General features: G+C 68.3%; 18 protein-coding genes. 7 read left to right on the top strand and 11 right to left on the bottom strand.

Annotation, left to right across the window (positions count from 1 at the left end):
• Positions 1-370 precede the first annotated feature (370 nt).
• From OUA97_RS12855 to OUA97_RS12880, 6 genes are all read left to right on the top strand, one after another.
• Positions 371-1,252, top strand: coding sequence for an alpha/beta fold hydrolase (locus OUA97_RS12855; RefSeq protein ID WP_267232296.1), 882 nt, complete (start codon positions 371-373; stop codon positions 1,250-1,252).
• A gap of 98 nt (positions 1,253-1,350) precedes the next feature.
• Positions 1,351-1,785 carry a GNAT family N-acetyltransferase gene (locus OUA97_RS12860; protein ID WP_267232297.1) on the top strand — a complete coding sequence of 145 codons (435 nt, stop codon included), beginning with the start codon at positions 1,351-1,353 and terminating at the stop codon, positions 1,783-1,785.
• Positions 1,786-2,239: 454 nt separating this feature from the next.
• The gene (locus tag OUA97_RS12865; protein WP_267232298.1) at positions 2,240-2,770 is read left to right on the top strand and encodes an RNA polymerase sigma factor; all 531 of its coding nucleotides are present in this window, start codon (positions 2,240-2,242) and stop codon (positions 2,768-2,770) included.
• Positions 2,771-2,787: 17 nt separating this feature from the next.
• Complete coding sequence (locus OUA97_RS12870; RefSeq protein WP_267232299.1) at positions 2,788-3,807, top strand: FecR family protein; 1,020 nt, start codon at positions 2,788-2,790, stop codon at positions 3,805-3,807.
• Positions 3,808-3,975: 168 nt separating this feature from the next.
• The gene (locus tag OUA97_RS12875; protein ID WP_267232300.1) at positions 3,976-6,993 is read left to right on the top strand and encodes a TonB-dependent receptor; all 3,018 of its coding nucleotides are present in this window, start codon (positions 3,976-3,978) and stop codon (positions 6,991-6,993) included.
• Positions 6,994-7,056: 63 nt separating this feature from the next.
• A complete protein-coding gene (locus tag OUA97_RS12880; protein WP_267232301.1) occupies positions 7,057-9,297 on the top strand; it encodes a prolyl oligopeptidase family serine peptidase in 2,241 nt (746 codons plus the stop codon).
• On the opposite strand, the gene OUA97_RS12885 is transcribed toward OUA97_RS12880, so the two are convergent.
• The 3 genes from OUA97_RS12885 to OUA97_RS12895 all read right to left on the bottom strand — a co-directional run bounded on the left by OUA97_RS12885 (position 9,284) and on the right by OUA97_RS12895 (position 12,602).
• The gene (locus OUA97_RS12885; RefSeq protein ID WP_267232302.1) at positions 9,284-11,020 is read right to left on the bottom strand and encodes an asparagine synthase-related protein; all 1,737 of its coding nucleotides are present in this window, start codon (positions 11,018-11,020) and stop codon (positions 9,284-9,286) included. The two genes, OUA97_RS12880 and OUA97_RS12885, sit on opposite strands and share 14 nt — an antisense overlap.
• A complete protein-coding gene (locus OUA97_RS12890) occupies positions 11,017-11,682 on the bottom strand; it encodes a lasso peptide biosynthesis B2 protein (RefSeq protein ID WP_267232303.1) in 666 nt (221 codons plus the stop codon). Before OUA97_RS12890 ends, OUA97_RS12885 begins: the two co-directional genes overlap by 4 nt.
• A 287-nt stretch (positions 11,683-11,969) precedes the next feature.
• Entirely contained in the window at positions 11,970-12,602 is a 633-nt protein-coding gene (locus OUA97_RS12895) for a GntR family transcriptional regulator (protein ID WP_267232304.1), read from the bottom strand.
• A gap of 364 nt (positions 12,603-12,966) precedes the next feature.
• On the opposite strand from OUA97_RS12895, the gene OUA97_RS12900 reads away from it, so the two are divergent.
• Positions 12,967-13,470 carry a helix-turn-helix domain-containing protein gene (locus tag OUA97_RS12900; protein WP_267232305.1) on the top strand — a complete coding sequence of 168 codons (504 nt, stop codon included), beginning with the start codon at positions 12,967-12,969 and terminating at the stop codon, positions 13,468-13,470.
• A gap of 7 nt (positions 13,471-13,477) precedes the next feature.
• Here OUA97_RS12900 and OUA97_RS12905 read toward each other — a convergent pair whose 3' ends face one another.
• The 8 genes from OUA97_RS12905 to OUA97_RS12940 all read right to left on the bottom strand — a co-directional run bounded on the left by OUA97_RS12905 (position 13,478) and on the right by OUA97_RS12940 (position 18,780).
• Positions 13,478-15,223 (bottom strand): relaxase/mobilization nuclease domain-containing protein, encoded by a 1,746-nt coding sequence (locus tag OUA97_RS12905; protein WP_267232306.1) that lies wholly within the window; start codon positions 15,221-15,223, stop codon positions 13,478-13,480.
• Between the two features lie 240 nt (positions 15,224-15,463).
• Complete coding sequence (locus OUA97_RS12910) at positions 15,464-16,192, bottom strand: lytic transglycosylase domain-containing protein (RefSeq protein WP_267232307.1); 729 nt, start codon at positions 16,190-16,192, stop codon at positions 15,464-15,466.
• Entirely contained in the window at positions 16,192-16,533 is a 342-nt protein-coding gene (locus OUA97_RS12915; RefSeq protein WP_267232308.1) for a DUF736 domain-containing protein, read from the bottom strand. Before OUA97_RS12915 ends, OUA97_RS12910 begins: the two co-directional genes overlap by 1 nt.
• Positions 16,534-16,568: 35 nt before the next feature.
• The gene (locus OUA97_RS12920) at positions 16,569-17,120 is read right to left on the bottom strand and encodes a S26 family signal peptidase (protein WP_267232309.1); all 552 of its coding nucleotides are present in this window, start codon (positions 17,118-17,120) and stop codon (positions 16,569-16,571) included.
• Positions 17,117-17,608 (bottom strand): DUF2840 domain-containing protein, encoded by a 492-nt coding sequence (locus tag OUA97_RS12925; protein WP_416362429.1) that lies wholly within the window; start codon positions 17,606-17,608, stop codon positions 17,117-17,119. Before OUA97_RS12925 ends, OUA97_RS12920 begins: the two co-directional genes overlap by 4 nt.
• Positions 17,583-17,864, bottom strand: coding sequence for a helix-turn-helix transcriptional regulator (locus OUA97_RS12930; RefSeq protein ID WP_267232311.1), 282 nt, complete (start codon positions 17,862-17,864; stop codon positions 17,583-17,585). Before OUA97_RS12930 ends, OUA97_RS12925 begins: the two co-directional genes overlap by 26 nt.
• A gap of 147 nt (positions 17,865-18,011) precedes the next feature.
• Entirely contained in the window at positions 18,012-18,548 is a 537-nt protein-coding gene (locus tag OUA97_RS12935) for a DUF2285 domain-containing protein (RefSeq protein WP_267232312.1), read from the bottom strand.
• Positions 18,454-18,780 (bottom strand): transcriptional regulator domain-containing protein, encoded by a 327-nt coding sequence (locus OUA97_RS12940; RefSeq protein WP_267232313.1) that lies wholly within the window; start codon positions 18,778-18,780, stop codon positions 18,454-18,456. The genes OUA97_RS12935 and OUA97_RS12940 overlap by 95 nt, the downstream gene beginning before the upstream one ends.
• Positions 18,781-18,833 lie beyond the last annotated feature (53 nt).

The following is an 18,833-nucleotide window of genomic DNA, read 5'->3' on the forward strand; positions in this document are numbered from 1 at the left end:
CCCCGAGGGTTTTAGCGCCTAGGCGCCTGGACATGCCCGCGGCTCCCCGACCCGACGGGCCAGGCCCGCTTGGACGTTGTGACGCGGGCCGGGAGCTGCCGCAAGCAAGCCAGGGCCCACGACGACGCGATGTCGATCGCCGGTCGGGCGGAGCCGGGTTCAACCGAGGATCGGTTGACTCAAGTGTTCCTGTTTTGTTCTCAGTAGCTTCGGCGCTCCGACCTTTCGGGGTTCGCCGCGACTGGAGCGAGAGGCATGTTTGGGAGACGTTCGGGCCCGTGCAGCGTTAGCTTTGGCGCCCCGAGGGTTCCTCGATGGACCCGGGCGGCGTATGTCCCTGGCGGATCAGACATCGAGGCATTGCTGTTCCATGGACCATCCGAGCGATAGGGCCGACGCATCCGCGCATCCCGCGCAGATCGTGTTCCAGGGGGCGGACGGTCACGACCTCCACGCCACGATCGCTTCCACCTCGCCGTGTTCGGCAACCGGAGGCGAGCGGCCGGCGATCGTGCTGCTGCACGGCGGCGGGCCCGATCATCAGATGATGGTCCCGTTGGCCGACCGCCTTCCGCCGACCTGGGCCGCCATCCTCCCCGACATCAGGGGCTATGGCCGATCGGTCTGCCGCGATCCTTCACGTCATACCTGGGGTCAGTACGCGGCGGACGTGATCGCGCTGCTCGACCATCTTGGGATATCGAGCGCCGTTATCGGCGGGGCCGGCCTTGGCGGCACCACCGCGCTGTGGGTCGCGGCGCGCTACCCGCAGCGGGTGCGCGGGGTGATCGTCATGAGCCTGGAAGCGATCGAGAGCGACGAGGAACGGGTCGGCGAGATCCGCGCCATGGAGGCGTTCGCCGCCCAGGTTCGGAACGACGGCATTGAGGCGGCCTGGTCGCCGTTCCTGAAGGAGCTCCCGTTCGTCATCGGGGCCATGGTGCGGGACGCGATCCCGAGGTCGGACCCGGGCAGCATCGCCGCCGCGGCGGCCATCACCCACGATCGGTCCTTCACCAGCTTGGAGGAGCTGGGCGCGATCACCGCTCCGACGCTGATCATTCCGGGCATCGACAGCCGGCATCCAACGTCCCTCGCCAAGGACGCGGTCGCGATCCTGCCCCAAGGACAGCTGGCGCCCGTGCAGATGTCGCATGGCATGCGATCGGCCGCCGATTTCGCTGAGGTTCTCGCCCCCTCCATCAACACGTTTCTTCAGCAGCTCGATCAGACGTCGCCCGATAGATCGTAGCGGGTTCTGGAACCGCCGATCCCGAATGCGAGCTGAAGTCAGCGAAAGGTAGGAAACCGAGACCGGATCAGCAAAGCTGCGTTGGGGGAGGTGCAGCTATGCTGATGATTTCGGAACTGTCGCCCGTGGAGGTCACGGTCGAGGTCGCGAGCCATGTTTCGGAGCTCATGACCGTACTGGCCAGCGCACCTCGGACCATCTCTGAAGATGACCTGCGTCTAGTTGCTGAGACGAACCACCTGTTTGTGGGCACTGATAATGGCAGGGTGGTCGGCTTGGTTTGCCTGGTCGTGATGCGCCTTCCACAGGGGGTGCGGTTGTGGATCGAGAGCGTGATCGTGAGCCCGTCGCACCGGAGGACGGGATTGGGTCGCCGTCTGATGGAAGCGGCGCTGGCCAAAGCGGCCTTGTACGGCGACGTTCCGATCAGCCTAACCTCCAACCCGACGCGGGGTGTCGCGCATCACCTCTTTGAGCGCCTCGGCTTTTCCCGTGCTGAGACGTCGGTCTTCCGGCGATCGGCGCACATGTGAGCGCGGGGCACGCGCATACCCGCCAGCCTTGTGGGAGCCGAGGCGGAACCTTAGGCTCGATTGGGCGGGCGCTGTGACATAGGGATCCATCTTGAGCCGGGGGTCATACGGCAGCGGTGGGTTCCGAAGATCGCGGCCTCTTCTATCGCGGAGGTTTCCACGCTCGCCCCCATTCGCGGACCTGTCGGCGGGCCCGCTTGCATGACGATGATATTTGATTCAGGATTCCCTGCCGGCGCGAGAGCGTCGGTAGGGGCGTGGAAACCCCTGTGCGATGACCAGAGCCTTTTGACATGGCTTTCGAGCGTGCGCCGTCGCGCCCGCCGACCTGCGCGTGCGGGTCGTCGGCGTGCGGCCGCATGGTCGAGGGCCTGCGCATGACGTCCCTCACAGGTTTCCATCAGATCGGCTGAACCGACGCCGCCCCGCTCTGACGCCAGAGGGAGTGTGCGGCATGAGGCGAGCGCAGCGACGACCCGAGACCCCGCCGACTGCGGATGGGAGCGCAGGCCTGGACGTTCTCTACCGCCGCTACGCCGGTTGGTTGACCGGCATGCTGCGGCGGCGGTTCGGCGCCAGCATCGGCGACAGCGCCGACGACCTGGTGCAGGAGACCTATGTCCGCATCGCGCCCTATCAGGCCGCAGGCGAGATCCGGCAACCGCAGGCGCTGCTGATGCGCGTCGCCTCCAACCTGGCGCGCGACCAGATGCGGCGCAGCAACGTTCGAGGCGGGCAAGTGGAGTTCGCCGACGAGGAGGTCGCCGAGGTTGTCGATCTTGTCAGCGCCGACCAGGTGGAATCGCTTTTCTTCAAGCAGATCGTCCTATCCATGCCGCAGACCTACAGGGATGTGTTTGTCTTGAGCCGTATCGCCGGATTGACCTATGAAGAAATCGCCGCCCACAGCGGGCTGTCGATCAAGACGGTCGAATGGCGGATGTCCAGGGCGCTGGCCCATTGCGCGGCGCACGTGCAGGATTAGGCGACGGAAGAAACGCCATGAGCCTATCATCAACCCCCGCCGATCGTGCGAAGGATGAGGCCGCCGCCTGGTTCGCCCGCCTCAACACGCGCTCCATTTCCGCCATCGCGCTCGAGGAGTTTCGGATCTGGCGTCAGACGCCCGGCAACCGCGAGGCCTACGCCGCTATCGAGGCGATCTGGCGCAAGACCGGCGCCCTGCAGGGGGACCGCGACCTCGATGAGGCGGTGGCGGGCGCGTTCGCGCGAACGCGGAAGGCCAGGCGCTGGACCAAGTTCTTCGAGGGTCTGAAAAGCCGGCCCGCGACGAGCCTGGGCGCCGTGGCTTTTGCTTTGATCGCCCTGTTCGCCGGTCTGCAGGTCCTCGAGGCGCGATCGGTCTATGAGACCAAGGTCGGAGAACAGCGTCTCGTCCGCCTGGAGGATGGCTCGCGGGTTCGGCTCGACACCCAGACGCGGGTCAGCGTCCATTTCAGCCGCGGTGTTCGCCGCATCAAGCTTGACCGCGGGCAGGCGTTCTTCGATGTCGCCGCCGACGCCAAACGCCCGTTCGTCGTCGATGCCGGCCAGGCCGATGTCCGCGCCCTCGGGACCCGTTTCGATGTCCGCCGCGATGACAACCAGGTTCGCGTGATCCTGGTCGAGGGCGTGGTCGAGGTGCGGGCGACCGCGCCGTCCCAAGAGGCCGGCCAGGCGCGCCGCTGGACCCTGAAGCCCGGAGAGCAGTTGACCACCGGCAGCCAGGCGGTCGTGCGTAAGCCGGTGGATCTGGCCGCCGTCACCAGCTGGACGGCGGGGCGTATCACCTTCCGCGCGGTGCCCCTGACCACGGCGATCGCCGAGATCAATCGTTATAGCGATCAGCAGGTCGTGCTCGACGCGCCCGATGTCGGGACCATTCCGGTGACCGGCGTCTTCGACTCCGGCGACACCGAGGCGTTCGTCGCCGCGGTCAGCGATCTGCATGGCCTGCGCCCTGTCCGGGCGGACGGGGTCATCCGGCTGAGGCCGCAGAGCTCACCCACCGGGCCGGGATAAAAAGTTCGGGCCCGGCCAGGGTTACCCCCTGGTCCCCACGTCTATCCCACAGACGCGCCGTCCGGTGATCGGAACGCCAGCCCCAAGGCAGGCCCCGGACCGGCGCCAGAGGGGGATCTGACCTTGACCTCACCGAGCTTGCGCCGACGCCTCTGTCGCGATCTCGCCTTGCCCAGTTTGGCCCTGGCGCTCGCCGCCAGCCCGGCCGCCGCGATGGCCGCGCCGGCGCCGGCGACCATCGCCTTCAACATCGAGGCGGGCACGCTCGATGCGGCGCTCATGGCCTATGCTCGCCAGACCGGGCGCCAACTCATCTACACGGCCGATCTTGTCGCCGGGCGGCGCAGCGCCGGTCTGACTGAGCGCCTGTCGGCCGACGAGGCCCTGGACCGCCTCTTGGTCGGCACCGATATCGTGGTGCGACGCAGCCAGCCGGATGTTCTCGTGCTGCGGCGGCGCGGCGCTGTGGAACCCTCCAGTCAGGGCGACCAGACGGGGACGAGCGGCGGACCTGAGATGTCCGCTCTCCCATCGCTCTCCGCTCAGCAGGCGTCACCTGCGGTCGCCGCCACCCTCGTCGATGAAGTCGTGATCACGGGAAGCCATATCCGTGGCGCTAAGGCCGGAGCGTCGCCGATCTCGATCATCGACCGCGATGACATCGACCGCTCCGGTTACGCGACGGTCGCTGACGCGCTGAACGCCCTGCCGCAGAATTTCGGCGGAGCGGGGACACCCAACAGCACGTTGGTCGGGGCCGACGCCCTGGGAACCAACAGCGCCGTGGCGACGGGTCTCAATCTGCGGGGGCTCGGCAGCGACGCCACCCTGGTCCTGGTCAACGGTCGGCGCATGGCGGGAACGGGGCTTCGCGGCGATTTCGCCGACGTGTCGGCCATCCCCACCGCGGCCGTGGAACGGGTCGAGGTTCTGCTCGATGGGGCCTCGGCCCTCTATGGCTCTGACGCGGTCGGAGGCGTCGTCAACATCATCCTGCGTAAGCGGTTCGAGGGCGCTGAGTTCCGGGCCCGTGTGGGCGGTGCGGCCGGCGGCGCCCAGGAGCTTCAGCTCGCCCAGACCTTCGGTCGCACCTGGGGCGGCGGTCATGCTCTGCTGTCCTATGAGTACTACCGTCGCGACGCGCTTCCCTATGCCAAGCGGGACTACACGGCGACGGCGGACCTGCGCCGCTTCGGCGGGACCGACCACCGGAGCTACTATAGCCGCCCCGGCAACGTCCTGGCATTCGACCCGGCAACGGCGTCTTATCGACCGGCCTGGGCCATTCCGGCGGACCAGGACGGCCTGGGCCTGACGCCCGGCGATTTCCTCGCCGGTCAGATCAATCTGGACAATCCCAACCAGGGCATGGACCTGCTGCCGCGCCAGGAGCGCAACAGCGCCTACGCCAATCTGGTCCAGTCGCTGGGCTCCCGCGTCGAGCTGTCCGCCGATCTGCGCTACAGCCGCCGCACCTTCGCCTACAACACCGCGCCGCCTGTCGCGACACTGACCGTCACCAGCGCCAATCCATACTTCGTGTCGCCGAACGGCGCGGCCTCGAACTTGATCGCCTACGCCCTCTATGACGAGCTCGGCTCGTCGCGGGCGAGCGGGTCGTCAGAGAGTGTCGGGGCGTCCGTGGGCCTCACGATCGACATGGGCAAGACCTGGCGGGCGGAGGTCTATGGCGCCTTCGGCCAAGAGACCAATCCGTTGCGCTTCGACAGGTCGGTCAACAGCCTGATCCTGCGCGAAGCGCTGGGGTCCATTCCAGACAATCCGCAGACCGCGTTCAACGCTGCCCAGAATGGCTATTTCAATCCCTATGGCGGAGCGAATCCCCGGGCGGTTCTCGACGCCATCGGCAGCGGCTTCTCCGCCGGGGAGATTCGAAATCGCGTCGCCTCGGTCAACGCCGCCATGGATGGCCGTGTGCTCAGGCTGCCGGCCGGCGACCTGAAGCTCGCGATCGGCGCCCAGGTCCGACGCGAAACCTTCAACCAGGAAATCGTCAGCTACCGGTCCACGGCCACGCCCGTGGCTCGCCGCCAGCCGACCTATCAACGCGAGGTGGCGGCGGCCTTCCTTGAACTGCGCGCGCCGCTCATCGGACCAGGTGGTGATGGGGCCGGTCCGAACCGGTTGGAGTTTTCGCTGGCAGGCCGAGTGGAGCGTTATGACGACGTCGGGACGACCGCAAATCCCAAGGTCGGCGTGATCTGGTCGCCGGCGACGGGCTTGCGGCTGCGCTCGACCTACGGCCGTTCCTTCAGGGCCCCGGCGCTTTCGGAGGTTTACGACGCCGGCTCCATGGGGGCCGCATTCCTGCCGTCGGGATCGACCAGCGTCCTGACCCTGTTGCGCTACGGCGGCAATCCCGATCTTGAGCCGGAGACGGCGGACTCGTGGACCGCCGGCATCGACATCTCGCCGCCGCAACTCCCCGGCTTTTCGCTCAGCGCCACCTGGTTCGACATCGTGTTCGACAACCAGATCGGACAGCCGGTCTTTCGCAACCTCGTTGGCGCCCTGACCGATCCCGCCCTGGCCCCGTTCGTCGCCTTGATCGACCCTTCCAAGCCCGCGGACCTGGCGCGGGTGACCGCGCTGATTACGGACCCCACCTTCACCTCGCCGGGCCTCTATCCGGCCAACGCCTATGGCGCGATCGTGGATGCACGCAGCGTCAACACGGCCAAGGCGCAGGTCACCGGCCTGGACATCACCGCAGCCTATGGCTTCTGGCGCGGCGAGGATCGTTTCGATCTGAACGCCAACCTCTCGCGGCTCTTTCGCTATGATCGCCAGCTGACCCCGGCGTCCAAGGTCGACGACATTCTCGACACGGCGGGGAACCCAGTCGATCTGCGGGCGCGCGCGACCGCGTCCTGGGCCAGGGGCGATTTTGGCGCAACGCTCGGCGTCAACTATGTCGACGCCTATCGTGACGCGGTCGGCAAGACTGTGGAGTCATGGACCACCACGGATCTACAGGTCCGCTGGCAGGCGCCCGCGCTCCAGGGACCCCTGCGCGGCCTCACGCTCATCGCCAGTGTCCAGAACCTCTTCGATGTCGCGCCGCCCTTCTACGACGCGCCGGCGCCCCAGAACGTCGGATACGACGCCGCCAACGCCGATCCGCTCGGCCGCGTGGTGTCGCTCCAACTGAGCAAGCGCTGGTGACGAACACCTGATCGCCTGTCGGCCGTCGATGGCCGGCGTTGGTTCCTCTCAAGAGATTGTCCCATGGCCCTAGAGCCTTTGATCGGTCGCGCCTGTGGCGCGGCCTTGACCCTGATCGTGTTCGCGGCGCCGACCTGCTCTCCGGCCGCGACCTTGCCGCAGACCATCCCGGCCCATGCCTCGCCCGTCACGGCGGTGAGGGGGTGGACCATCCCTGACATGGTCGAGGTCACCCGGATCACCGGCACGGCGATCGACGGGGCGGGGGAGCGCGCGGCCTTCCTGCTGAAGCAGCCGTCGATCGCCTCGGGCGGCGATCACTATGCCCTCTACGTCATCGACATGGCGCGTCCAGGTTCGGCGCGCAAGCTGATCGAAGCAGGTTACCTCGCCGATCTCCAGTGGCGACCTGGCGCCCGCGGCTGGACCCTTCGCGGCGATTTCGGCGACGGGGTGCAGGTCTACGACGTGGACGACGACGGCCGTCGCGCGCCGGTCGTGGTCAATCCTGACCTGGCCGACGTTGGCGGCGCCGACGGCCAAGCCACCAGCGCCAGCGATCCGGTCCGCCGGACGGGCGTGCTGGCCTATGGCTGGAACGCCGATGGTTCGGCGCTTTGGTATGTTCGCCTTGTGCCCCGCTCGCCCGTCGAACTGGCGGCGCTGCGCGACGAGGGGCTGGTCTTCGAGGACGGCCTGACCCCGGCCATCGACTTCTTCACCCGACCCACGGCCCGGCGGGTCGAACTGCGCGTCCTCGAGCCGGCCGAAGGGCGCGATCGCTTGGCTGCGTTGGCGCCGGGCGACCGTTCCAACGCGACAGGCGCCTTCCAGAACGGCAGCGTGGCCTGGGCCGACGTCCGCCATCTGTCCTACTCGCTGGTGACCCAGGCGCGGGGCGGCAGGATCTCGGTCGGCGGTGGGCGTTTCGCTCTCGTCAGCGGCGAGACGACCCAGGCGCCCGCCGCGGCAGGTGAGTTGATCCTTTACGGCGCTCCCACGCCGCGGGGCCATCTGGTCGTGCGTCGGGATAATGCCGGCGGGCGTCGTCTCGTCGAGATCGGGCCGGATGGCGAGGAGACGGCCGATCACGGCGCCGTCGCCTTCAGCGCCCTAGGTGGCTACTGGGGCGCTTGGCGCGCCGCCGATGGGCGGGCGATCTACGGCGTGCGCCACCCTGACCGATCGGGCCTGGTCTTCCTCCCGCGGGCGCCGAACGCCACGATCGAGGCCGTCGCGGAGCATCTCGACAACTGCGCGTTCAGCACCGACCTAACCGTCGGCGTCTGCAGTCGCGAAACCCTGACCCGTCCGCCCGAGCTGGTGATGGTCGCTCCCAAGCGGAGCCGCATCGAGATCCTGGCGCGCCCCAACGCCCGCTACGATACGATCCCGCCGCTTCGCAACGAACCGGCGATCTGGACAAACCGCTTTGGCGTCACCAGCCGCGGCTACGTCACCTATCCGCGCCACTACCAACCGGGCCGCCGCTATCCAGCCGTCGTCATCACCCACGCAAGCGACGCTCAGAACCGGTTCGTCGATGCGGGATTTCAGTGGGCCTTTCCACTGCAGAGCCTGGCCGAGCGCGGCTATGTCGTACTCTCAGTCAATGAGAGCTCGTCTGATCCAGCTGCGAGTTCCGCCTATGCTTTCGCCACGACGGACTTGGAGGTCGGCAGGATGCAGAAGGCGATGGGTCTGGAGGCGGTGGCGACCATGGAGGCCGCGGTCCAGTCGCAGATCGATCGCGGGTTGGTTGATCGTGATCGGGTCGGTATCGCAGGCTACAGCCGTGGCGGCATCGTCACCACCTTGGCGCTCAGCCAGTCGGATGTCTTCCGGGCTGGGATCAACGCCGACACCGCCTTCTTCAGCGCCGGTGGATTCTGGCGCGGCGGTCGGGTGCGGGAAACCTATCGGACGCTCTTTGGCGGTTCTCCCCTCGATCCCCGGCACCTCCCGGCCTATCGGGCCTTCTCCCCTTCGGCGCGCGGCGAACGGTTCGCCGGTCCGCTCTTGCAGATATTCACCGGCGTCACTGCCCCGACGGCGCTCGAACTCGATCAGGCCCTGCGTGAGGCGCGGGTGCCCACGGACCTGATCGCCTATCCGGACGAAACGCACATTCTGCACCGGCCCCGGTCCATCGCCTCGGCCGCAGCGCGTACGCTGGACTGGTTCGATTTCTGGCTTCGGAATCGGGCCGACCCCGATCCGGCGAAGGCGGCCCAGTATGAGCGATGGCAGGTCCAGGCCGAGCGATGGCGATCTGTCGAGACCGAGCAGGTCAAGGGGCCTTGAAGCCCGCCGCGATGCGCCGCTCCCACGAAGCCGCCCAGCTCTCCACCAGGGCGGTGACCAGGATCCCCGCATAGTCGCCGCGCCAGATCAGGCTCTCCGGCGTCAGGACGTCGTCCAGGCGGTTGCGGTCTATCAGGCCATGCGCCGCCAGTCGGCCCTCCAACAGCTGTGGGCGCAGGAAGTCGAGGCTGGCCGTGACCATGCGCCCATAATAGGCGCTGAGTTCGCCCTTTGCCCTGCGTTCGGTGATCAGACGGGGCAGGCGATCGGCGAAGGCCCTACGGGCCAGGGCGCGATCACGGCGGCCGCCTGTCAGATCCATGACCGGTATGGTCAAACAATGTTCCATGACGGGTTGGGCGAGCAGCGGATGGATCATGGTGGCCTGCCGCGCCCGAAGGCTGTCGCCCGACATCATCTGGCATTCTGCGAGGGTCTCGATCTGCAGCCGTTTAGCGGGTGGCAGGCCCTCGAGGTCGGCCAGCCAGGGATGGTCTACTGCGGTTGTCCCGCGCCGAGATCCGTGAACGGCGCTATGCAGGGCCGACCAGGCTGATCGGCCGGTCCAGATGGACATGTTGCGCAAAGCGGTCGGGCTGAGCGCCCTCAAACCCCGTCTTCGCAAATCGTCGGCCAGCACCAGCGGCGTGGCGCGCTGGAAGAACACCATGTCGCCGCCCTGGCCGGTGAAGATCGCTCGCGCGCCGAGAGTCTCGCAACGCGCGGCGATGTCGCGGTCGCGCGGAACATCCAGGCCGTCCAAGGCCGGTCGCGGACCGCCCGAAATAGCTTGAAGCCCCGCGGCGATGAGGCCAGCTTCGGGTTTGATGGCCTCGGACAATGTGAACCTGCAGTGATCGGCGAGGGCGCGCGCATAGCGCCGCTCGTCGCCGCGGCGATCGGGAGCATGATAGTTCACCCACTGGACGACGCCCGCGTTGGGCAGCCGCGCCAGGGTAGCGGCCACCACCGCTGAGTCGAAGCCGCCGGAAACCTCGGCGATGATCGACCCTGGGGGAGAGGCCAGCGCCGCGACGCAGCCGTCGACCACCTCACGCAGGCCATCTTGGGCCTGTTCCAACGAGGGTGCAGGCCGGCGGGCGATGTCGCCAGGGCGCCAGAGCGGTTTGACTTGTCCGTCTGCGTATAGGGCCCCGGCCGGAACCGCCTCGATCCCACTGAGCGCCAATGGGCCGCCGATGTTGGCGGAATTGGTCAGGAAGGCTCCGACCCGAGACCAATCCACGGCCAGCCTTGGAGTCAGGTGGTCGAGCAGCCAATCTGGCAGGTGAGAGGCCACGACCGTAACGCCGCCGGTCTCCCAGGTGAGGCACTCTAGCGCGCCGGAGGGATCCCTGAAGATCGCCGGCCGTGGTCCGGCATCTTGTGGCAGGACGGCGACATAACGACCCCAGAAGTCTGCGAGCAGGTTGCGGCATTGGCGTTCAGGGCAGGCGCGTTCCACGCTGAGGCGGCCCCGCAACATGGCCGGAGTCGCAGCGGCGAACTGGCGGGTGAAGAGGTCCCCGATGATCAGGCCGCTGACGTCGGGAATCTGAAGAATCGCCGGCGGCTGATGGGCCGTCGTCAGCACCCACCAATTGTCGTCCTTGATCGCCCAGCGCCAGCCTTCGGCCAGCACCACCGGGGGCAGGAGCGCTGCTAGGCGGTTGCGGGCCTCCGCGTCGTCCGACGGCCAAGTCAGGACCACATAGCCGCTCATGCGGCGAATATCGGCTCGTAGCCCAGGACATGTTCGGCGCTGTCGTTCAGCACGACATCGCCGACCTGGAGCCAGCAGTGGGCTTCGAAGGGCCAGGTGCGGACCCCGAACACCCAAAGAGCGTCGAGACCGGACCGGCGTAGGAACAGCAGGAGCATGAAGGATCGGAACAGGCATTCGCCCTGGATCGGCGCCCAAGGCAGAAGCTGCCGAAATCGCGCCGAGAGCCGGACAAGCTCGGGAGACGGCTCCTGGCTTCGGAGCGCCGTCCCATCGTCATCCCGACGCTGCGCGGTGGTCACCAGTTGGCGCAAGGAGCGGCCAGCATAGCGGTGCAGCAAATCGGCATAGGCTCGGCACATCCGACGCCGATCGCCAGGCATGGGCGATGGCGGTGGGATCTCCCAGAGATCCGTGCTGGGGCGGTTTGGGGGACGCCGAAACGGACGTCGGCCGCATACCGGAGCCGACGTCACCAGGCCCGCATCGATTAGCGCCTTGGCCAGATCGGCCGAGGCGATCTGCACGCTGGGGCGCTGGGCGAGGTCGATCTGGGCTGCGCAACCAACGTGGCAAAAATAGGCGTCGCCGGCGATATCCAGAACGACCAGATCCTGGCCTACAAGAACGGCGTGTGTGCCGGATGCCAGATGATAGCTCACGGCGCCTCCGTGCGAGATGGGCCGGATGGAGAGCAAGAACGTCGGCGCCGGCCGGGGCCGACGCCGACGAGGCGACGGCTCAGCCGAAATAGGGCCGCACGAAATCTTCCGTCTGCAGGCCGATTGGGCCGCCCTTGGTCAGGCGACGAGCGCTGCCGAGGCGGAGGAGGCGGACCTTGCGCATCTTGGGCATGACGATCTCCAAAAGTTGAGAAACGCCGCGGGATGAGCGGCAAGGTCAGCAGCACATGGGGTCGCGTGTATTGAAACTATATTGGCCAAATTTCTCACTGGAACATTCGGCGCGCCCTGAGGGCCTCGACAATGTGCCTCGCCTGCTCTCGACGACGATCATGGAACAGGCCCATGCACTCGCGAAAATCGGACAGGTTTCCGGCGTCGAACAAGGCCGCGAGCTGGGCGACCTCTTCGGCCATGCCCTCCAGCACCTCGGGCTCAACCCGCCGGGCCGGCCCCAGGCGGTCGGCGATGACTCGATAGGATCCCGCCAGGGCGCGGTTGCCGCCGACCGCGATCACGCGGTCGAAGAGGTGCTCGGAGAAGGCGGCCAGGCCAAGGAGGGGGCCGAGGCCCGCGAGCAGGGTGTCCAGCATGTCCCGCGCCGTCTCCGGCGACGCCGCGCCCACGGCCTTGCGCGCCTGTGCGAACTCGAGCGCGCCGGTCAGGTGCAGCAGATTGAGCGCGTAGAGTTCGGTGAGGTCGGCGACATCAACGCGCGGGGCGAAGTAGCCTCGCCCACGGCGGTCCTCGACCAGGCCCTCTCCGGCCAAACGAGACAGGGCCTCGCGGACGGGGGTGGGGCTTAGGCTCATGTCGTGCGCCAAATCGACGATGGTGAGCGGCTCTCCCAGAACGTAGGCGCCCTGCCGCAACCGGGCTCGCAGCGTCTCCAGGGCCATGCCGAATGGATCTCGGCTGTTGGACGAAGGAAAACCCCTCAACTCGACACTCCATCACTGATGCGCGTGACGCTTAGTCCACAGATCCCTCCGCGCTCTATAGATACACAATGCGCCCCAAAGTAGCAATTTGCGTTTATATTCAGTATACTTGCGCGGTTGTGCAAAGATCGTGCGGCATTGCGCAGGATTTTTGCGGGATTTTTCTTGAGGGTGATGCGGCCTATATTCCGTAGTTCAATTGAATGGGCATCGCATCCCCGCGTGCGACAGGGCGCGGCGAACTCGCCCAGCATTGATCCGCGTGTTGAACCGCGACAGGTTGGCGACACGCAAAAGTAGATGAAACGGACGCGTCGGTTGCATGTCCTCCATCGATCCGGAAAGCCGTAGACGCAGCCAGCAACTGTCGCTCGCCCTCCGCGCGGTCCGGCGCACCCGGCAGATGACCTCGCGCGAGATCGCGACGGGAATGGGCATCCCTCTGCGCTCGTACCTGCATTTCGAGGCCGGCGGCGGCCGACTGAACGTCGATCTGGTCCTGAGGTTCGCCCAGGCCACGGACAGCGATCCCTATGCGATCCTGGGCGGCGCGCTGATCGGCGCGCCTGATCTGGCTGGGCACTGCGCCAGGAACAAGATGATGATCGCGCTGGCGATCGCCCTGCAGGAGTTCTGCACCGAGCTGGGACCGGACATCGAACGGCTGGAGACCACGACCCTGGTGACGGCCTTCTCAGAGCTGTTCGCCGGCCTGGCCAGCAAGGCGCGCCCGCAGGAAGACTGGGCGCAGAAATGGCTGAACGAGAAAGCACCCAATGTCGGGGTTGGTCCGCGCCGGGCGGAGGAGCCCAAGGACGACACCTGACCAGCGCTCATAGTCCTAGATTCCTACGGCGGCCGAAGCTCCAGTCCACGCTCCCGCCTACCGCCATCATCCCCGAGACCTGTCGCCCCAGATGCGGATCGAGCGCCGGCCGCCACGGCACGAGCTGGAAGCCCAGTCCGTCGTCGATCATCGCGAACCGACCCGAGGCCAGGTCCAGCCGCTGGCGATAGGCGCCGGCGACGAACTCCCCTGCGGCCGAGGGACGATGGGCTAGCCCCGTTTCGGCGGCCAGTTGGGTGACGGCGGCGCCCAACTCGCGGCTGCGCAAGGTGTCCAGCAGCCCCGCAGCGAAGGCGACGCGCTGATCCCGTCGCCGGGCCAGACCCAGCTCGACCAGATGGGCCATGCGCTCGTCCAGTGCGGCGCGGACCTCCGCGCCGAACCCGCCACCGGTCTCGACCGGGTCGCGGGCGACGAGCTGACGATCGAGCCAGGTGGCGCCTGGCGCGCCGACCTGGGCCTCCAAGGGCAGATCCGAACGCGTGGCCAGGGCCAGGCGAGGGTCGCCTCGCGCATCAGTCCAGGTGCGAAGCTCCACGATCGCACCGGGCTTGGCGTCGCCGGTCGCCTCAAGATCGTCGAACCGCAGATGATGGCTGCGGCCATCGACGCCGTCGATCACGACATAGGCGCTGCCCCGCAGCTCGTCGTGCAGGCCCCGCTCGATCAGCCGCCCGAGCACAGGGTCGCGCGGGTCTTCGTCATGGACCGCGAACCCGGCGGGCTCGGGCGCCCGGCCGGCCTGGCTCATGGCCCGATGGAGGGTCTTGATGATATCGCCTCGGATCGACAGCGCCCGCAGCGTTTCCTCGTGACCCGGCCTCAACGTCCAGCGGGCGACGCCGGCGGGGTCGGCCAGACCCAAGCGTTCGAGCGTCCGGGCGCGCCCGACCATCAGGCGCCGCAGTTCGGGGTCGGCGTCCGCGCCGTCCGGGCGAAGGTCGATGAGACCGCCGCCGTGGTCGGCCAGGGTCCGCAAGCTGCGATCGAGCTTGGTCCATCGCTCCGCGGCCACATCGCGCGCCAGGGCGGCGGCGACGTCGCGTTCACTCCGGGGGCCGAGCTCGAGAGTGACGCGCGCTTCGGCGCGGGCGCGCAGGCCCCGGCTGATGTAGTCGCGGCCGATCACCAGATCCCGCACGTCATCGGAGCGGCCGCGGACCAGCACGTGGACGTGCGGATTGTCGGTGTTCCAGTGATCCACCGCCACCCACTCCAGATCCGTGCCCAGATCGCGGGCGGCGTCGTCCATGAGTTCGCGGGTGAAGGTGCGCAGATCGGCGAGCTGGCCGGCGTCCTCGGGCGAAACGATGAAGCGGAAATGGTGCCGGTCGCCGTCGCATCGGCTTGCGAACCCGTCGACATCAGCCTGTTCCGATCTGGCGTCGAACATCCGCGCCCGCTGGCCGTCGCGGGTGACGCCCTCGCGTTCGAGATAGGCGACGTGCCGGGCCAGCGACGCGGCGCGAAACCTGGCCCCGGCGTGGCGGACGATCCGGGCGGTGATCACAACACGCCGGCCGGGCGAGCGAAGGCCTCGCGCGAGGGCCGCGCTCCGACCGCGACCGAACCGTGAGCCGGCCGCGCGTTTCGACGGCCCGCCGCCTCGACCGCCGGCCTTCATCGTCGCCTGGTGGACCTGTCCCACGAAGCTGCCGACGGCCCCGGCCTTGGCGCCGCCGCCCCGCATGCGTCCCGGCCGGAGCTGAAAGTCGTCGTCAGACCCGGGCATGGCGCACGCTGCAAGCGGGAGATGGCGCTTGGGGCTTTGAAAAGTCTGAGAAATCTACGTCCTGCGCCAGCCGTGGAGCCTGGGCGACGGCGCAGCAAACCCAAGCCCAGCCACCCCCAGCCGCCCGCCCGACGGCGCTGCTTTTATCTTGCGATCGGCGGCTGGTTGCTGGCGGACATGAACCATATCCGCGCTCATCTACGCTGAAGTCCGATAGGGCGAGCGGAGACCCGATGGCGGTCATCGGGCGGGCGATCGGCTGGAAACGGGGACGAAGAGTTCGGCGAGGCCAGGGACCGGGACGGGAAGGGGCGTGTCGGAGCCCGCGGGGATCTGGTGGTCGGCTCGCGGATCACCGGCCCCTTGGTCGGCGCCCAGGGCGATGTCCGAACGACCCGGAAACAGCGCCGAGCGACGCCATGTGACAGCATCGGGGTCCGCAGAAGCGCTGTCGCCGCCCCGGCTCGCCCCGACAACCGGAGAGAGCTTGGCGAGGTAGGCGCGGGTTTCGGCCGGTAGCGGCCGGCCGGTCGTCAAGCTGTCCTCATAGCGTCCGGGACCTGCATTGTAGGCGGCCAGAAAGCCGGCGACGCCATAGCGGTCGTGAAGCTCGCGCAGGTAGGCCGAACCGGCCAGGATGTTGTCGCGGGGATCGAACGGATCGGTTCCCAAGCCATATCGAACGCGGAGTTCCGTCCAGGTCGCCGGCATGATCTGCATCAGCCCCATGGCGCCGGCCCGCGAGACGGCGCGTGGGTCGCCGGCGCTTTCGGCGCGGACCACGGCGGAGATCCAGGCCTCGGGAAGACCGAACCGGCGTGACGCCTGGGCGATGTGGACCGCGACGTCGTCCTGCGGCCCACCCGGCGCCGGTTCCGCCGCCAGGCCGACGCAGGGCGACGCCAGAAGCGCGATCAGCCCGATCCAAATCGGTCGGCGAGGCGCGATCACGTCGCGTGCCGCCGCCATCAGTCCGAGCCTTGATGGGCGCGCCGCGGCGGGCGAGTCCAGTGCAGATGGTGAACCTCGGCCTCGCCATCGACCCGGAACAGGTGAGCGCGGATCGGCCGGCTGAGCGTGGGATCGTCGAGCACCAGCGACACATAAGGACCGGCCTTCTCGCCGGTGTGCTTCCAGCCGGCGCCGACATCGCCGCCGTCGTCGCCCGCGCGCAGGATGCGGTAGTCGGGCGCCTTGTCGCCGCCGCCGTCGGCGGCTGGGACGAGGACGAGGTCGATGGTTTCGCGGAGCAGTTGGAGGCGTCCGGCGAAGCCGTCCGCGGTGCGGGTGAAGGTTCCAATGCGAGCCATGGCGATCTCCATTCGAGGGTTTGGGAGAGATGCGATCAGCGTCGGCGACGGCCGGAGGCGCTGCGGTCATTCGGTTGCTGAGCGACCCAAAAAGGTCGCGCGCGGCCGACGAGGGCGGTGGCGGGAAGCGGGCCGAAATAGCGCCCGTCGAGACTGTCCTCATGGGCGGGATTCATCAGGAAGACGGCGCCCGGCGCGATCGACTGACAGCCTCGCCAGACCGGCAGGCTGCGGCCCCGGCGGTCATGCGTCCGCGCCTGGGCGACCACGACGCCGTCGATGAGAACGGCAAGTCCAGAGCGGCAGATGCGCTGGCCCGGCAGCGCCGCCAGCGGCTTGATCAGCGGCACGCCGGACGCGAGATAGCCGCGCTCGGCGAGGACGGCTGCGAGCGGCGCGCCGGGGCGGGCGACCACCAGATCGCCACGGCGAAGCGCGTCCGGCCGATCCACCCAATAGAGCCCGATCGGCGCGCTCGCCGAAGCGTTCCACAGTAGCTTGAGCGGCGGATCGCGCCACAGCGTGAGCGTCGTGGCGCTCGCCGCCAACGCGCCGATGACAAGCGATGTCCGGGCCGTCGGCGTCATGACAGCCGCCGGCGGCGGAGCCAGGCCAGATGCCGTTCACGGGTGTAGGCGCGCGGCGCCTCGTGCGCGGCGATCCGGCCGTGGACATGGCACCAATGGTCCGGCGCGACCTCGCACGGATCGATCCCGCCGCGCTCGATGGCGTCGATGACTTCAAGCGCCCTCTGGACCTGCGTCCAGCCTATGACCCGCAGCAGGATGTCCGCCCCAGGCGTCACGCAGGGTACGGTGCAGCGCGGTTCGTCGGGTGCGACGGCGCGCAGCACGTCCAGCCGCGATACCGCCGTCCCGTAGTCGTTGGCGGCCCACCGCACCAAGGCGAAGACCTCGCCGGAAGCGAAGCCGACGACACGGCGGCGACGGTCTAGAATCTCCTCGTGCGCCATGCGGCCGAAGCGGATCCAGCGCTCGACGCGCTTCTCGATCCACAGGAGTTCGACGGTCGTCATGGACCGCGCCGTGTCATCGTGCGCCGGGGTCATGATCATCGCCTGGACGCGGGACGCGCTTGGCCGGCAGGACGGTCCCCACGCCTGGATCGCTGGTCGAGGTCTTGGCGCCGCGATCGGCCCAGGCTTGCAGGTCCTCCAGGGCGTAGACCACTCGACCACCGAGTTTGCGGTAGGCGGGACCGGTGCCGTAGGTGCGATGCTTTTCCAGAGTCCGATGTGACAGGCTGAGGAAACGCGCAGCCTCGGGGGTGCGCAGGAACCGCGGCGGAGCGCCGGGCGAGGTGGCGGACATGGTCGGTCTCCGGGTCATCCCCGCGCCTCGCCGGATGGCGGCGCGGGACCTCGGGCACGGTGGCGGAGAGGCTCCGGCGCCAGGGAGTGCGAAGACCTCGCGGCGAAACCGCACCCGTGGCCCTGACCAAGCTCGCTGATGACGGGATCAGTGCGAGACGCGGCGGGGGCGCAACAGGCCGCGATAGCCGCCGTCGACCATGCGAAGGCCGTCCCGCACGAGCCGCAGGGTCGCGTCGCGCAATGAAGAGGTCTTCCAGGGTTCGCTCGTCACGCGCGCTGCGCCGAACAGCGCGATGGCGATCTCGCGATGGGCGGCGCCACAGCGGCGGCCGTCGACGGCGCGCAGCATCTGGATCAACCGTCTCCGCTTCTGGGCGGTCAATCCCCGCGGACCGCCCCCGGCGCCGAGACGGCGCCAAAGGCCCACGGCGGCGACGATCCGCGCGGGCAGGTCGGCGTCCAGCGGGACGATCACGGCGAGCGGCCGGCCGGGTCTGGCGCGGCCAAGGAGCGCCAGGTGGATCGCGTCGACGCCGTCGCCCAGGATGAGGTATCGGCCCGCCGCGTCGGTGTCGGTGCGACCCTGATCAGCGGTGGCCAGTGTGCTGAAGGAAACGCCGGTCGACAGCGGGGAGGGCGCCAGGATGACGGTCGCCAGATCGGCTTCGGGCGCCCAGAACACCGGGGCGGTCCTGGCGTTCTCGGCGGGGGACACCGGGAAATCGCAACCCCCAACGCGACCGCAGCCGCTGGATCGCCCGCTCGTCGCCGGTCGCCTGCTGGGTGATCTGCGCATAGTCCTGCTGGTAGGCCGGGTTGCGGCGCAGGCATTCCCAGGCGAGATCGGAGGCGATGAGAGTGTCGAGATAGGCGTAGTCGGCCGAGGACCGCCACCGCGAGGCGTCGGGCGTCATGGAGAGCTCCGGGTCCGCTTTGCTCTGGGGGAGTGAGCGCGCTTATGCTCCGG

The organism is Phenylobacterium sp. 58.2.17 (assembly GCF_026411515.1).
Lineage (GTDB): Bacteria > Pseudomonadota > Alphaproteobacteria > Caulobacterales > Caulobacteraceae > Phenylobacterium.

Bases quoted from the DNA above. Each gene is read 5' to 3' on its own strand.
- OUA97_RS12905 (WP_267232306.1), bottom strand. From the start codon at position 15,223: ATGCCCGGGTCTGACGACGACTTTCAGCTCCGGCCGGGACGCATGCGG.
- OUA97_RS12860 (WP_267232297.1), top strand. From the start codon at position 1,351: ATGCTGATGATTTCGGAACTGTCGCCCGTGGAGGTCACGGTCGAGGTC.
- OUA97_RS12880 (WP_267232301.1), top strand. From the start codon at position 7,057: ATGGCCCTAGAGCCTTTGATCGGTCGCGCCTGTGGCGCGGCCTTGACC.
- OUA97_RS12940 (WP_267232313.1), bottom strand. From the start codon at position 18,780: ATGACGCCCGACGCCTCGCGGTGGCGGTCCTCGGCCGACTACGCCTAT.
- OUA97_RS12865 (WP_267232298.1), top strand. From the start codon at position 2,240: ATGAGGCGAGCGCAGCGACGACCCGAGACCCCGCCGACTGCGGATGGG.
- OUA97_RS12920 (WP_267232309.1), bottom strand. From the start codon at position 17,120: ATGACGCCGACGGCCCGGACATCGCTTGTCATCGGCGCGTTGGCGGCG.
- OUA97_RS12885 (WP_267232302.1), bottom strand. From the start codon at position 11,020: ATGAGCGGCTATGTGGTCCTGACTTGGCCGTCGGACGACGCGGAGGCC.
- OUA97_RS12925 (WP_416362429.1), bottom strand. From the start codon at position 17,608: ATGATCATGACCCCGGCGCACGATGACACGGCGCGGTCCATGACGACC.
- OUA97_RS12930 (WP_267232311.1), bottom strand. From the start codon at position 17,864: ATGTCCGCCACCTCGCCCGGCGCTCCGCCGCGGTTCCTGCGCACCCCC.
- OUA97_RS12855 (WP_267232296.1), top strand. From the start codon at position 371: ATGGACCATCCGAGCGATAGGGCCGACGCATCCGCGCATCCCGCGCAG.
- OUA97_RS12900 (WP_267232305.1), top strand. From the start codon at position 12,967: ATGTCCTCCATCGATCCGGAAAGCCGTAGACGCAGCCAGCAACTGTCG.
- OUA97_RS12870 (WP_267232299.1), top strand. From the start codon at position 2,788: ATGAGCCTATCATCAACCCCCGCCGATCGTGCGAAGGATGAGGCCGCC.
- OUA97_RS12915 (WP_267232308.1), bottom strand. From the start codon at position 16,533: ATGGCTCGCATTGGAACCTTCACCCGCACCGCGGACGGCTTCGCCGGA.
- OUA97_RS12910 (WP_267232307.1), bottom strand. From the start codon at position 16,192: ATGGCGGCGGCACGCGACGTGATCGCGCCTCGCCGACCGATTTGGATC.
- OUA97_RS12895 (WP_267232304.1), bottom strand. From the start codon at position 12,602: ATGGCCCTGGAGACGCTGCGAGCCCGGTTGCGGCAGGGCGCCTACGTT.